The 14,418-nt window shown below is 68.0% G+C and carries 8 protein-coding genes and 2 pseudogenes; 1 reads left to right on the top strand and 9 read right to left on the bottom strand.

Annotated elements, in window-relative coordinates; all coding sequences use genetic code 11:
* Positions 1-183: 183 nt before the first annotated feature.
* From ACFYML_RS36005 to ACFYML_RS35990, 4 genes and pseudogenes are all read right to left on the bottom strand, one after another.
* Complete coding sequence (locus ACFYML_RS36005) at positions 184-690, bottom strand: hypothetical protein (protein WP_387424908.1); 507 nt, start codon at positions 688-690, stop codon at positions 184-186.
* 257 nt (positions 691-947) lie between these two features.
* Positions 948-2,978, bottom strand: a complete 2,031-nt coding sequence (locus ACFYML_RS36000) for a hypothetical protein (RefSeq protein WP_387424907.1) — start codon at positions 2,976-2,978, stop codon at positions 948-950.
* Positions 2,979-3,499: 521 nt separating this feature from the next.
* A complete protein-coding gene (locus ACFYML_RS35995) occupies positions 3,500-3,661 on the bottom strand; it encodes a hypothetical protein (RefSeq protein ID WP_387424909.1) in 162 nt (53 codons plus the stop codon).
* 402 nt (positions 3,662-4,063) lie between these two features.
* A pseudogene (locus tag ACFYML_RS35990) lies at positions 4,064-4,303 on the bottom strand (DUF2637 domain-containing protein); the annotation flags it as partial.
* Positions 4,304-4,784: 481 nt separating this feature from the next.
* On the opposite strand from ACFYML_RS35990, the gene ltrA reads away from it, so the two are divergent.
* On the top strand, positions 4,785-6,242 hold the full coding sequence (ltrA, locus tag ACFYML_RS35985; protein WP_387424906.1) for a group II intron reverse transcriptase/maturase: 1,458 nt from the start codon (positions 4,785-4,787) through the stop codon (positions 6,240-6,242).
* A gap of 119 nt (positions 6,243-6,361) precedes the next feature.
* Here the strand turns inward: ltrA and ACFYML_RS35980 are convergent.
* The 5 genes and pseudogenes from ACFYML_RS35980 to ACFYML_RS35960 all read right to left on the bottom strand — a co-directional run.
* Positions 6,362-6,649 (bottom strand): annotated as a pseudogene (locus ACFYML_RS35980) (hypothetical protein); the annotation flags it as partial.
* Entirely contained in the window at positions 6,646-9,729 is a 3,084-nt protein-coding gene (locus tag ACFYML_RS35975; RefSeq protein WP_387424905.1) for a BTAD domain-containing putative transcriptional regulator, read from the bottom strand. The gene ACFYML_RS35975 and the pseudogene ACFYML_RS35980, both read right to left, overlap by 4 nt.
* 266 nt (positions 9,730-9,995) lie before the next feature.
* On the bottom strand, positions 9,996-12,107 hold the full coding sequence (locus tag ACFYML_RS35970; protein WP_387424904.1) for a BTAD domain-containing putative transcriptional regulator: 2,112 nt from the start codon (positions 12,105-12,107) through the stop codon (positions 9,996-9,998).
* Complete coding sequence (locus ACFYML_RS35965) at positions 12,104-14,023, bottom strand: Hsp70 family protein (RefSeq protein WP_387424903.1); 1,920 nt, start codon at positions 14,021-14,023, stop codon at positions 12,104-12,106. The genes ACFYML_RS35970 and ACFYML_RS35965 overlap by 4 nt, the downstream gene beginning before the upstream one ends.
* Before the next feature lie 33 nt (positions 14,024-14,056).
* A partial coding sequence (locus ACFYML_RS35960) for a hypothetical protein (RefSeq protein ID WP_387424902.1) occupies positions 14,057-14,418 on the bottom strand: 362 nt, incomplete at its 5' end.

Below are 14,418 nucleotides of genomic sequence, written 5' to 3'. Positions count from 1 at the left end.
CGGAAAGATCCACTCGGGCCGGGCTGCGGAGATCACCTGCACCCAAGCATCCTCGATGATCGTCCTTAGCGGACAGACGTCGGGGTTACGAGACGCCCCTTAGCCAAACCATACGGGACTGTAAACAACAATGCACCCGGCGTACTCATCTGCCGCCGTTGGTGCGCTGCCGGGTGGTGCAGGTCAGGTGCCGAAGCCTGCGTAGCGGCCTCCGTATCGGCGTGCGAGGGCTGTCAGCTGCGCCACCCGGGCATGATGGGCCGGGTCGGGCGGCAGGTCGGGGAATGCTGCGGCGATGTGTCGCCGACTCGGAGGGACAGGTCGCTCGAACGATTGCTCGCTGGTCTGGCCGCCGAGGTCGGTCAAGCTCGCGATGCATGCGGCCAGGGTTTCGGGCTCGTTTGGGAGGTCAAGGTAGTAGGTGGTTCGCCGCGGCGACGGCTCGGGATAGTCGCCGTACTCTTCCGACATCGCCCAATGCATGCGTTGGCACAGATCGGCCAGCAAGGCATTCATTTCGCCGGCCGAGGCGCCGTCAGGCAACGGTCCGTGGTCGGTGAGGCGGCTGAGCAGACGGCGCACCAGGTCCGGCGGGAGCTCGTCGGCCATGAGGTGACCGTGGACGGTCACCAACACGCCGAACAGGGCCTGCAGATCCGACATGGGCAGTGCTCGAGTGGGCGATTCCATGCACGCCACGGTAGTGACCTCGGCTCACCTCATTGCTCGCCAACGTCAGCCGTCACCCAAGATTGAATGCACTGTCATAGCCGCGATCAGCGCGCTACGGAACGTCATGACGAGTTCCGATCAGCTCCCGGATCTGCCGATAAGAGTGACTGGCTGCGCTAAAGTGAGACGAACCGCGAAAGGTGATCTCTACTTGAGTGGTCACACCCATCCTCGGCGGGCCCTCCGTTACAGGGATGGCTTGCGCTCGACCCAGCCTATTGAGCGATTCGCTCTTCAAGCCAGGTCAACTCTTTTCGCTGAAGGGCGACATCCGCAAGGTCAACGTCCTTGGCGTGAGCGTCTGGCCGTTCGTTCAGCAATTGGAATGCAGTTTGTAGCCGACGCTTGTCTTGGAAAAATCGCTGGAATATTGGCCATTCTCGCGCGATGATCGAACTAAGCTCGATCCAATATAGTTTGCTCATCAACGCGTCGGGCGTCAGACCGGCGCATTCATCTCGCCGCCGCGCATCCAGAGATGCCGTTACTGCGGCCGTCCATGGTCGTTCCGCTGGAAGGCTCATCTTCAGGACAACCCGAATGAACTCGCGCGCCTTGCGCTCAAGGAGATTCCGTCGCCGTGCGATCGATGCCAATTCCTCAGCCCATTCACTCTCATCAAGATCAAGGCCTCGGCGCACTGCTCCGCCGCTGTTGTCGGACGGAACCTCGTCCGACTGCTCAAGGAGTAGCAGGCCTTTTCGGACCATGTCACTTTCGACGATGATCTCATTACCTCTTTGGCGAGCGAGACCATATCGAAGTAGCGGCCTAGCCTGGCCAAGTGGGAATGACCCGCTCCGGGCGCATTCGAGAAGCACGTCAAACATTGGCTTGTCAACGCGTCTCAAGTTCTGCAGAGCAACCCGCGCAATCTCGGCACCTTCGGTGGCAGCAAACTCTTGACAAAGTTCCCGAAGAACATCTGTGTCCAATTCAACAGGCCTGCCATCAATGCCTACATGCCTGTGCACGTAAGACCCGGCCATCCTGATCCAATACGGCATGTAGGCGGCCGTCGAACTAACGATCGCTCTTCCTTCAGGCGTTAGCTGAAGCCCGCAACGTCGAGATAGTGTTTTCAGCATTGCGTCGGCGGCGCCCGGTTCGAATGGGCTAAGGTAATCTTCAGGAACAAAGTGGAGGACAGAGTTCTCGACGCCTTCGATCTCGGCAACCCTGAACCTTTGGCTACTAACTCCGCTGACCAGGAGGCTGAGATTAAAGTCATGCCGCTTTGCCTCCTGAACAAGCGCGCGAAACTCTCGCCAGAGCTCGTTGAACTCGGTCTTCCAGTGCGGGCTCGTTGGCGAGTCTGGTGTGATATAGTCGATTTCGTCGAGTATTACTAGGAGCGATGATCCGGACCTAGTTGACCAGAGACTCTCGAAGGTGGTCATTAGGTCATTGTCGGCTCGATGGAGCGTTTGGCTAATATGGGCGTAGCCCTGCTGGACGGCCAGGCGAGAAACTCTTGCCAGCGCCTTCAAGGCTTCTTGGGAATTCATTTCGTTAAACCGTCGGATCGAGCAATCGACCATCGCAACCCTTGGCGACCCTGATTTTCTCGCGAGGTCGATTACTCGATTAATCATCGACGTCTTGCCGACTTTACGCAACCCGAATATTGCCGAAATCCTACCCGCTTGAAGCTGGCGAACAAGATCGACCGCCTGCTCACGTCGGCCGAAGAAATCATTATCGTCGCTTACCGGTCCGGTAACCTGGAAGCTGTCTGTCGCAAACAGTTCTCTCGCCAGTCGCTGGCGAACTACGCCGGCAGGTGGCATCGCGCCACCCGATGGACGAAAGATGGGCAGTACTGTAAGTCCAAGTTCCCTACCCCAAGCACGTAGGTGTTCGTCGCCTTCTGGGTCGGCATGCAAGATCACTACCAAGTTCGGCTGGAGGCGCGGCTGCTCAGCTGCTATAGCCTGCTGGCAGACGGATAATGTGCGCGCGTGAAGGCTCGAATAGTTAGCGATCAGGAGAAACACCTCTCGCTCGATATCAAGCGACCCGCTAACGGTTTTCGTCGGCTTCGCATACATGCTTACATAGTTGCCGTTAAAGGCACGGAACTTTTTGTAGCTATTAATTTCAAAGAGTCCGGCAAGTGCGTTGGCGAGATCGGCGGCCAGACTGTCACTGCCCACCTGAGGTCGAACATCAGGCTTAACATTCGCCAGCCTCGTCGAATTCGTCATTCCCGCCTCCGCCCACCATGGATTACCGCGCTTGCCCATGGTCGACCCTACAACAAGGAGTGCATTGGGCCGAGACAGTCAGCTCCCGGCTCCTGGGGCGCGCTATGTAATTCTACGCCAATACGGTCGAATCGGCTAATTGCGTTGTATCGCACTTTTCTGATTGCCGGGCGGATGCCAGCGTGTGGCGTTTGAATCTCCGGCCACTACGGCTGTCCCTAGAGGAGCAGCGCCCTCTCATGCCGCAGACAATGCGCGGGTCGGCACCAATCGCCGCTAGGTGAGCACCAGCGCTGACTACGTTCGGTAGCCGAGAGCAGCGACCAGTCAGCTCGTGGTGGGGCCAGTTATGGCCGTCCCGGTGGAGCCCATCTCGTCCGTCATAGCCAGCGCAAGGCCGCGGTTCGGCCCGGCCCTGCCGGTTGATCAGCGAGTCTGCCTGACGATCGGACGGTTCCACGTGCCGCTCGCGCCGAGCCTCGAGGCAGAAACGGGTCCTGGGTCGCGCTGTGCGGTGCTGTCCGTGGTCATCAAGCCACGGGCGACACAGGACGGCGGGTTCACTGGCGGAGGCTGTCGGCGAGGTGACCGTTGATGTGCGGTGGGCTGCTGGGTGGTGGTGGTGGTGGCCAGTGGCGGCGGACGGTGCGTTCGGACCGGCCGATCCGCTCGGCGATCTGGGCGGGGTGAAGGTCGGGGTCGCGATGGTGCCAGTAGGCCACTGCGGCGGCGGTGTCCGAGGGCACTTTGTCTGGCGGCCTGTCATCTGAGGGATCCGGCGGCTCGTCCGTGGGGCTGCCGTCGCCGGGTGGCATCGGTCGGGTGTCGCTCGTCCGCATCACCTCCCGCGTGTCGTTTTCACGGGTGCGGGTACGCGGTCGAGGCTGGTTGGCCGTGGTGGGTGTGCCGCCGGTGTTGTCGGCCTGGGGGTGGTGTCGGTGGCGTTTGCCGGTAAGAGGGGTAGGTGGCCGCGCCGGCTCGGCGGTGAGGTTGTCGATGGCTTCTGGCACCGGACCTGGTTCGGATGGGCGTGTGGATGCGGTGGGCGTCGTGGAAGCCGATGGCATGCCTCGTTCTTGGGTGGTGGCGCGGATCCTGGCGGTGAGTTCGACGAGGCTGACGCTGGCGACGATGACGAGGCCGTCAACGGAGATGGGCAGCAGGTAGGCGGCGCCGGCATCGGTTTCGCCGTAGCGGGCGGCGACTCCGACGAGATGCCAGTACGAAACCGTGCGCCACGAGGCGCTGCACGATCGAGTGGAGGTGAAAGACCACCACCGCCGTTCCTGTCGCAGCAGGGCGGTGTAGCTGAGGGCAGCCTGCCCCGGGGGGTGCCGGGTGTGGGTGGGAAGCGGCCCTGACAAAGCCGGGACGGGCTGGCACTGCCAGACGGCTCGGGTCCGGCGAGCGAGTCGGGAAGGTGTACGTGAGGAACCAGCGTGTAAAGCCTCTCAAGACTAGGCACCAGCTCGAACCTGGCGGATGTGGGCTGGGTTGCGGCGCGTATCCCGACACCGGTTCGGTGTCGGGTAACTCCCTGGCGGGTTTGGTATTGGCTGGCGGGGAGGCCACGGTGAAGGTCTGCGGCGTAGCCGTGGCGAGGTCGCAGGGGCAGAGCTGGGCACCTAACCCGACGAACGATCGTGTGGTGAACGTGGGAACCCGTCCGGGACCGCCCCGCCTGTCGGCCAGCCAGGCCGTGCCGGTGGGGCAGGCGCACCGTCAGCTGACGGTCCCGGCCGGGGGCGGAGTCGCCGTAGTAGTCGGAGGTCGGGAAAGCCGGCCACAGGGCGAAGGGCGACAGCGAGTACGCAGCCGAGATGCTGGAATGCCAGGAGGCCGCCGGTGAATACTGACGCGTCGCCGTCCGTGTGGCCCGAGTTGGGGCAGGCGGAGCGGCGGGTACTGGAGATCCAGGCGAAGCTGCACCGATGGGCGGGCGAGGATGAGGCCCGCCGGTTCGATGATCTGTTCAACCTCGTCACCGATCCCGCGTTCTTGATGGTCGCGTGGGAGCGGGTGCGGACGAACAAGGGTGCACGCACTGCCGGAGTGGACGGGCAGACCGCCCATTACATCCGGGTGCTGCGCGGCGAGGAGCCGTTCCTCGCTGAACTGCGCGCCGACGTGAAGGCCGGTGTGTTCACCCCGTTGCCCGTGCGGGAGCGGATGATTCCGAAATCCGGCGGCAGGCTGCGCCGGCTGGGGATTCCGACCGTTCGGGACAGGGTGGTCCAGGCCGCCCTGAAGCTGGTGCTGGAGCCGATCTTCGAGGCCGGGTTCCGCCCGTGCTCCTACGGGTTCCGGCCTCGACGGCGCACGCACGACGCTATCGCTGAGATCCGCCACTTCGGCGCCAAGGGCTACGAGTGGGTGCTGGAAGCGGACATCGAGGCGTGCTTCGACACCATCGACCACGCGGCCCTGATGGACCGGGTGCGTCGACGGGTCGGAGACAAGCGGGTGCTGGCGTTGGTCAAGGCGTTCCTGAAAGCCGGGGTGCTCAGCGCCGATACCGGCTACCAGGAAACGAGCACCGGCACGCCGCAAGGGGGCATCCTGTCACCGCTGCTGGCCAACATCGCCCTGTCCGCGCTCGACGACTGGTTCGTGCAGGCGTGGCAGAGCGAGATGGGCAGCCCGTGGCGTCGGCACAACCGGCTCCGCACCGGCCGCTGCAACTGGCGGCTGGTGCGCTACGCCGACGACTTCGTCGTCATGGTGGCCGGCGGGCGTGAGCACGCCGAGGAGCTTCGGGATGACGTCGCTGCGGTGTTGGCGCGGATCGGGCTTCGCCTGTCCGGGCCGAAGACGCAGGTGGTCCACCTGGACGAGGGGTTCGACTTCCTCGGCTGGCACATCCAGCGCCGGCGACAGCAGGGATCGAACAAACGGTACGTCTACACCTACCCGGCGAAGAAGGCCCTGGCCTCGATCGTCGGCAAGGTGCGGACGATCACCCGACGAACAGCATACGCACATCTGTCCGACCTGCTGCAAGCGTTGAACCCGACGCTTGCCGGTTGGTGCAACTACTTCCGTCATGGCGTCTCGAATGCCACCTTCGGCTACCTGTCCCGCTACGCCTGGCGGCGGGTGCTCGGGTGGATACGCAAACGCCACGACGGGGTGCCGTGGAAGCACCTGATCCGTCGGTACCTGCCTGGATGGAAACCGACGCACGAGGGGATCACCCTGTTCGACCCGCAGAAGGTGGCGATCAACCGCTACCGCTACCGCGGGACGAAGATCCCCACCCCGTGGGACAGATGGCATCAACCGGCGGCCACGACCAGCATGTGACCTGACGGCATGTGCTCGTGGAGAGCCGGATGCGCGGAGACGCGCACGTCCGGTTCGGGCGGGCGGGTCAGGGAGACGACCGGACCGAAAGGCCGGCACCGCGCCCTGACCCGACCCCACCAGGTGGCGATGGCGGCGATGACGGCGGTGGCGGTGATGCGGATGACGCCCAGGGCACGGCGGTGGTGGGGGACGCGGGAGATCAGTTCGACGGTGAGGAGCAATGCCAGGGGTGGCCATGCGGCGATGATCTGGCTGATCGGGTTCGGTCGGGCGTGTAGGACGTTCGCGGCGACGGAGGCGGCGACGCCGAGGGTGAGGGTGGCGCGTACCGCCCACCGCAGTCGGTGCAGATGTTTGCCGCTGGCGGCGTGGCCGGCCGGTGTGGTGTCCAGTGTTGCGCTCATGCGGCTGGCCTGTCGGTGGGGCTGGTGCGGCGTTGGGGTTGGCGTAGGTCGGTGATGAGCTTGTCGGCCAGGGTGAGGGTGTCGTCGGCGGGTTCGGTGTCGATCTCGGCGAGGTGTCGGGTCAGGGTGCGGCGCAGCGCGCGGATGGTGTCGAGGTGGCCGAGGCGGGCGTGGGCGCGCATCGCGGCCTGGTAGAGGGTTTCGGTGTAGGGGTGCTGTTGCAGGGCGGTGTCGAGGACGGCGGTCTGGGCTGCGGGCTGGTCGGTGAGTTCCTCGATGAGGGCGATGGTGGCGTCGAGGGCTTCTTGGCGTACGGCCTGCCGGTAGGGCTCGAGCCATTCGTATTCGCAGCCGTCGGCGAGGGGGCGGTAGGCGGTGACGGCGCGGCGTAGCGCCTGGATGCGTTCGGGTGGGGATGCGGCGGTGTCGGCGGCGCGGATCGCGGCGCGCATGCGCCATAGGTCGATGTTGAATCGGTCGGGGTTGAGTTGGTAGCGGTGGTGGGGGTGGGTGAGGTAGTTGCCGGGTCCGGCGTTGTGGCGTAGCACGGCGCGGAGGTCCGAGACGTAGGTGTGTAGGCGGTGGACTGCTTTGCTGGCGGGGGCGTCGGGCAGCAGGTCGTCCAGGATCGCTTCGACGGAGGCGCTGCCGTCGCGCACCGCCAGGTACACCAGCAGTTCCAGGGACTTCGCGCGTAGGTTTCGCTGCGGATCGGCGTCGATGATGCCGGGCGGGCCGAGCACTGTCACCTTGACCTGGTCGGGCTGCGACGGTGGCGTGGGTGCCTGCGGGGGGTCGATGGCTGGTGTGTCGGACCGGGACGGTTCGACGACGGCTGGGGGCTGGCCGCTGCGGCTGAATGTGTCGGGTTCTGTCGGGATGGTGTCGCCGCCGCTGGTCGGGGTGCGGTCCGTCGCCGGGCTGGCTCGCTCGATGGCGGTGGGGCTTTCCGCAGCGATGGGGCCCGGTTCGGGGCCGGCCGTGGAGGCCGTAATGGGGGATGCCGCGGCCGCGTCCTGCTCGTCGGTGCGTCGCCGATCGGTGCGGTTGGCCTCTGGAGGTGTTGGCTCCGTGGTGCTCTGCAAGGGTGGTGCGGGCTGGGCGTGGGTGGGTGGGGCTTCGGTGGGGGCGGGTGCGGGCGGCTGCCCGGTGTGGGATTCGGCGAGGGTCGCGAGGAGATCGGTGGTCTCGGTCGGGTTGAGCACCGTAAGGCGGCCGACGTCTGCGGGGTGGGAGCCCAGCGGGGCTTCGTCGGCGGCTGGGGTGGTGGTGCCGTCGGCGGCGACGTGGACGGTGTTGCCTTCGGGCCAGGCGCCGAGCAGTACGCCGTGGATGTCCAGGCGTTGGCCCTGGGTGAGCAGGGCGGCGATACGGGAGCGTTCGTGGCGGCTGGTGGTGTCGGCGAGCAGCATGACCGGTGCGACGGGTTCTTCGTAGGGGTCGGCGGCGCGTAGTTCGGTGACGGTGTCTACCTCGTGCTGGTAGAGCAGTCGGGTGCGGTGCAGGGCCTGCGCTTCCAGGATCTCGAGGGCTTCGTCGAGGCCGGCGGTGATGGTCAGTCTCGGTGTGTGGGGCAGGTTGATGGTGGCGGCGCCCAGCAGGGCTGCTGCGGTCGTCGATGGCATGATCACCTGGGTGCGGGCGTCGGGGTGGTCCGCGCCGCCGGTGGCCAGGGCCGCGGTGAGGAACCCGCGGGCGGCGGCGTCTGCTCCGGGTCCGGTCAGCCCTAGACCGGCTGGCGGCCATACCGCCGACAGCGGGTGCGCGAGGGCTGGCGCTACCGGCAGGGCTTGACCGTCGTCGCGGGCATGGTCCAGGTCAGGCGAACGATGTTCGCCGTCGGCATTGTCCTCGTCGGGGCTGCCGCTGGGGTCGGCGGGATCGTGGGCGTCGATGGCGCCTTGGTGCACGTTGTTGGCGTCGTGGCCCGCCTCGTCGGGCTGGGCGGCAGCGAGTCTCAGGTTGCGGCGGATCTGGTTGACCACGCGGGGCATGGGCGCCAGGTCTGGGTCATCCATGCGGGGCGATGTTGAGGGCTTGCGGGGCACGTAGCGGCGTCGGCGGTGCGCCCATACCAGGGCGACGGCGGCGGCGATGGGCACGGCGAGGCCGAGGTCGACCCAGCTGCCGGTCGGCAGAGGCACCCCCCGCGCATGGCGTTGCTCGCCTCGGCCCTCTGGGGTGGTTGCAGACGCCGGACGGGACGCCGTAGGGGTGGGCGAGACGGCCGCGTCATCACGGGGTGTGCCAGTGGCGGTCGAGGGCGATTCCGGTGGCGGGGCAGGTTGTGCGGTGGTGGCGGGCGCGGGGTAGGCCGGCGGCGGGGTCGCGTCGGATTGCGGCTTACGTGGTTCGGGTCGCGTCGGGGATGTCTTCTGAGCGGGCGGCGTGGCCTGGTGCGGGTCCCGGGCGGTGGTGGGCAACTGGAGGGTCCAGCCGGGATAGATCAGGTCTGGGTCGCGCAGCGTCCCCCCAGTCTTGAAGTGGGTGCCGCGGTTGACGGCGAAGATGTCGCGCCACCGGTCCGCGTCGCCGAGACACCGCTGAGCGATGCCGGACAGCGTGTCACCGTGCCGGACTGTGTAGGTGTTGGGAGCTTCGCCTTCGGGTCGGGAGGTGCCGGGCGAGCGGTCAGCGGCGTGAGGTGTGGGGGTGACGGCGCCTGCCGGTCGGGGCGGGTGGACGGCCTCGTCCGAGGTGGTGACGGTGGGGGTGCCGGCGGCGTGCGCGGGGACGGCGCTGGCGCTGATGGCGGTGACACCCAGGATGGCGGCGGTGAGGCTTCGCAGGGGTCCCGGTAGGTGCAGCGCCGGCAGCCATCGCAGCATCCGTGTGAGCTGGGTGTAGGCGTGGCCGGTGACGGCGGTGGCGAGCAGCGCCCACAGCAGCCATGCCGCGATGTACGCGAGGACGGCGAGGAAACCGGCGGTCAGGGGCTGCTGGATCCATTCCTGGAGCGTGGCCGTCCACGGCCCGTCTAGGTCAGTCGAGGCGGCGAGGTGAATGAGCACGGCCGGTACGACCGCGAGCAGAAGTGCACAGGCCGTCGTCGTGGCTGCCGACGCCGTTCGGGTTCTCATCGCTGCCTCCTGCCTGTCGATTGTGGTCACCAGGGCTGGGCGGCGAGTGACGTCGTGCTGGGGTGCCGCGTGCCGGGTGCTGATGCGAGTCGACGCTATGGCGGCCGGGCGGCCGCCGTCGCGGCTTGCTGGCTGACAGGACCTCACAGCGCCTCACACAACCTGACACCCGCAGGTCAGGGTCCTTCGTGTCACACGGGGGGCTGACCGTCGGCGGGTGTGAGGTGACCGGTGCGCCAACGGTTTTGGCGGTGAACAGGTTGGTGTTATCGGCCTGGAACGGCGCGGTTGCTCAGCGATGCGGCCGTTTCTCTGAGCTCGTTGCCGGGTTCGAGGCCTGCCTCGGTGAGGCGGCGGGTGTAGCTGTCGTGCAGTTCGGCGGCCGCGTCGTGGTCGCCGAGGGCCGCGAGGACGTTCATCGCGCGCACGTGCAGGTCGGCGTTGTAGGGGTCGACGCGGATGCCTTGTTGCAGCAGGGCCAGGGCGTGGTGGGGGTCGGATGCGGCGGCGGCGAGGGCCATGTGGGCGTCGATGACGTGTCGGCGGGTGGCTTCTCGGACCGGGTCTAGCCACGGCCATGGGCGGCCGGCGGCGAGGTCGCCGGGGTAGGCGTCGATGATCGCCTGCCACGCGATCGTGGTGTTGGTGACGGCGGTGGCGGCGTGCTGGACTGCGGCGTCGAAGCGCCACAGGTCCACGTCCAGGTGGTCAGGGTTGAGGCGGTAGCGGTCATCGGTGTGGTCGACAATCGCTAGCCCGCAGGCGGCCCGGACGGTGCCGCGCAGCTCGCTGAGTGTCGTGTAGAGGCGGCCGGTGAGCGAGTGTCGGGGCAGGCCCGGCCAGATTGCGTCGACGAGGTCGCGGCTGTCCGCCCCGTCGGGGTGGGCGGCGAGGAACACGAGGGCCTGCATGGCTGCGGTGCGGCGGATGACGATCGGCTCACCGCCGAAGGCCAGCATCGGGTTGCCCAGGACCCGCAGCTCGAGGCGGTGGCCGGGGTCAGCGGGTCGGGGACGGGGGTCCTGTCCGGTTGCCTGCCGCGGCACCCTGGGGCGGGATCGCTGCACGGCGTGTGGGGTGGGATTCGGTGCGGGCTGGTCGGATGGTGGGTCGGTGTGGGCGATCACGGTGAGCAGGTCGATGGCCGCCTGCGCGTCGAGGACGCACAGCCGTGGTCCGCGCCACTCGGGCCGGTCCGGGTCGTGGGTGTGGCCCGTCGCGTCGACCTGCCATGTCGCGGCGGTTGGCCACCCGCCCAACACCACGACGGTCGCGGCGGCAGGCGGCAGGACGGCCACCCGCTGCGCGACCGCGCCGGACGGTGGTTCGTCGAGGATCAGGACAACGGCCGCCCGGGCGTCCGGCGGGTCGTCGCCCCGGCGTGACTCGTCTAGCCCGTGGCGGTCGTGGCCTCGAGTTCGGGAATCAATTGCCTGCACCGCCTCGTCGACGCTGGAAACGACGTGCAGCCGTGGCAGGTGCCGACGTAGTTCCTCGGCGGCGGCGCCGAGCAGGCCGGCGAGGGCGGTGCGGGTGACGACGAGCGACATCGCCGGGTGGCGGCGTGCGGGCAGCAGGGCGGTGACCAGCAGGCCCCGGGCCGCGGCCGCGGCGCCCGGTCCGTTGAGCCCCACAAGCGGGGCTGGAAGACCGGAGACGAGGGTCGGCACCGCACCGGAGGATCCGTCACCGTCCGGGGTGGCGTCGCCTGGCTGCGGTGTCGGGGGGTGCTCGGCGAGGGCGGCTTGCACGGCGGTGGCGGTCGCGGGTAGCGGGGCCAGGTCCGGATCCGCGCGTGCGGGAGGGCCGGGCTGTCGGGGCTGGTAGGCGAGGCGGCGGCGTAGCCAGACGAGGGCTGCGGCAGCGGCAACCTGGTCGGCGACCTCCCGGGGCAGCCAGCCGCCGGACACCGCCACTCCGTCATCGCTGCGGCTGCTGTAGGGGTCGAGGTGGGCGGTGTCGTGTCGGCTATCGAGGGTGCCAGCGGCGATGGGGAGGGCAGGTTCCGGCGGCGCGGCGGTCGCCGTGTTGGCGCTGACGGTGAGGACTGCCGCTCCGGCCATTCCGCTTGCCGTGGCCTGCAGGGGCGTGGGTAGGGGCATGCGGCGCAGCCAGGCGGCCCCGGCGCGGAGGCGAGCCAGGGCCCGGACGGTGACCGTGTAGGCCAGCACAAGCCACACGAGCCACGCCGCGACGGTCAACGCGGCTGCCAGGGTCTGCTCGGTCAGCGGCTGCTCCACCCACGCCCGGACCTGCTGCCCGTCCGGCCACCCACGCATCGGCGGGCCGACGACGAACAGCAACACCACCGGCGGGCCGACCAGGAGCAGGAGAACGAACAGCAGCGACAGCACCTGTCGCGGCCACCGCAATCTCACCCACCCCCACGTGGCGGCGGATCAACTGCCGGCATTGCTACCTGTGCCTGCCTGGATGGTGTGGGGGTGGCGGGGCGGACGATGCGGGTCCACAACCGGGCCGCCCACCATACCGCCACGGCGATGGCGTAGAAGACCGCGAGAATGCCAGAGGCCTGCCAGCTGACGATCGCGGCGGCGATCAGCGCGAGCGGCGTGGCGAGGATCAGGCGGAACACCAGCGGTGTCACCAGCGCCATGACCACACCCACGCCGAGCAGGAGGCCACCGATGCGGCCGGCGATGTCGATCCACAGCACCAGATGCGGCCGCCGGGCGGCGGTCAGCGAGTACTGGATCAGCAGCATGCCCGCGGTGGCGGTGATTACGGAACCGGTCGGCACTGTCAGCAGCGCGGACCAGCCACCGTGCGGCGCCCGCCACTGGCGGGCGGCGACCACCGCCACGGCTACGGCCATCAGCACAATCGGGGTGATCGGCCACAACGCCCAGCGCAGGAACCCACCCATCGGCAGCCTGAAGTACTGGCTGGCGACCACCGCGTACAGGCCGGCGACCGCGACTCCGAGGGACACCGCGGCGAGGATCCCGACGCTGACCTTCCCACCTTCCGATCTGATTTCCGACGTGGGGCTGTGGACGGCGATGAGGGAGCCGAGGACGGTTCCCGCTGCCAGGCACGCCAGCAGGGCGAGCACGGCCGCCATGGCCAACTCGCCCCAGTTCAAGAGCACCCAGTAGTGATATCCCCGCAGTATTCTGCTGCCGTTGTTGTACTCCGCGGTGAGGAAGTACTGCCAGATCAGGGCAAGCGACGCCAATCCCGGCACCGCGATGGCCACCGCCCGCCGCACCGGCGGCACCGGCACCTCGACCGGTGGGCCTACCGCCGCTGCGTCCGCGGCACCCGCATCCGCGGCGCCCCGTACTGCCACGGTGGCAGGGTCTGGGACCAGGGTCGGGGTGACAGAGGCGGTCTCGGTGAGTGCCTTTTCCAGCAGCGGCATCCGGGCGACTCCGCCGACGCAGTAGACACCGGCGAGGTCGGTGGCGTTGATCTCTGCCGCGGCGATCGTTTCTGTCGTCAACTGGGCGACGCGGTGCAGGACCGGGTGGGCGGCTTGTTCCAGCAGGCCGGTGTTGAGCACCACCGCGGAGCCCTGGGGCAGTGGAACGGTCACCGCGACCCGGTCGGCCAGGGCCTGTTTCGCAACGCCGACGCTGGCGAGCAGGGCCCACCGTTGACCGTCGCCATCTGCCGGGCTGCCCTCGTCGAGCGTGGCAGCGAGAGCTTCGTCAATAGCGGTGCCGCCAGCGGCCGGGTCCGCGAGGGTGGCGAGCACCTCGAACCCGGCCGGGCCGCGCCGCAGGACGCTGACCTCCGCTCCGGCGCCGACATCGCAGACCACGATGAACGACCCGACCGGCAGCTGCACCCCCGCCGCGACAAGGTGACCGGCCACCGCCACGGGGGCTTCGATGAGGCGGGGTTGGGGCAGGCCTGCCCGGTGAGCGGCGTGCCGCATCCATGTCCGCCGCCGCGGCCCCCACCCGGCCGGCACCACCAGCCGCACATCCTCCACCACCGACCCGACGACCCGCTGCGCCTCCCCGGCGACCCGCCGCAGCGTGGCGGCGACCAGATCGAGGGGGTCAACGGCCACGTCGGCGACGGTGAGCTGCTGCTCTGGAGACTGCCGCGGGGCCGGGATGAACCGCTGTGGGTCGGTGGCGGCGCCCTGCCACGCCTGGTGGCCCGTCAGCACGTTCCCGTCCCCACTGAGCAGTACCGCGCTGGGCAGGGCGGGCTCGCCGTCGAACATCAGCGGCAGCCATCTGCCGTCGGGCCATGCCACCACCGCGGTAGTGCTCGCGCTGCCGCAGTCGATTGCCAGCCGCGCTTCCCCCGCTCGCATAGACCTCAGTCAAACATGAGGATCACGTTCACGTCACCCACTAATCCTCGATCCGAACAGCAGGGAACCCCGGGCATCGCCCTGTCGGTACGCAGCGACGCCGAGATCGACCCCAGCATCCAACATAAGCACCAGCTGTGTACCGGGATCGTTGCGGTGCCCTTGTCCTGGGCGGTTCGGAAGCAGGCAGAGGCAGATCGAGGCGAGGTGTCCCCAGACGCGGCCGTTACCGTGTACGTGCTCAAGCTGAGCAGCGGCGAGGAGATCGGCCTGTCGCGGGTACTGGCCGCAGGCGTCATAACGGCTCTTCGAAGTTGAGCGGGGTTCGCTGCTGGAGCCGGCCCGAGCGTGAAGGGCTCGCAGCTCATCGGTGATCATCTGAGTGTCGAATTCGG

This window comes from Micromonospora sp. NPDC007230 (genome assembly GCF_042869115.1).
GTDB lineage: Bacteria > Actinomycetota > Actinomycetes > Mycobacteriales > Micromonosporaceae > Micromonospora.
The sequence above is the reverse complement of the archived record's forward strand: the minus strand, read 5'-3'. Positions and strand labels throughout refer to the sequence as shown.

What these genes read in the sequence shown, in the direction of transcription:
- ACFYML_RS36005 (WP_387424908.1), bottom strand. Translation starts at nt 690, where the DNA reads ATGGAATCGCCCACTCGAGCACTGCCCATGTCGGATCTGCAGGCCCTG.
- ACFYML_RS36000 (WP_387424907.1), bottom strand. Translation starts at nt 2,978, where the DNA reads ATGGGCAAGCGCGGTAATCCATGGTGGGCGGAGGCGGGAATGACGAAT.
- ACFYML_RS35975 (WP_387424905.1), bottom strand. Translation starts at nt 9,729, where the DNA reads ATGAGAACCCGAACGGCGTCGGCAGCCACGACGACGGCCTGTGCACTT.
- ACFYML_RS35965 (WP_387424903.1), bottom strand. Translation starts at nt 14,023, where the DNA reads ATGCGAGCGGGGGAAGCGCGGCTGGCAATCGACTGCGGCAGCGCGAGC.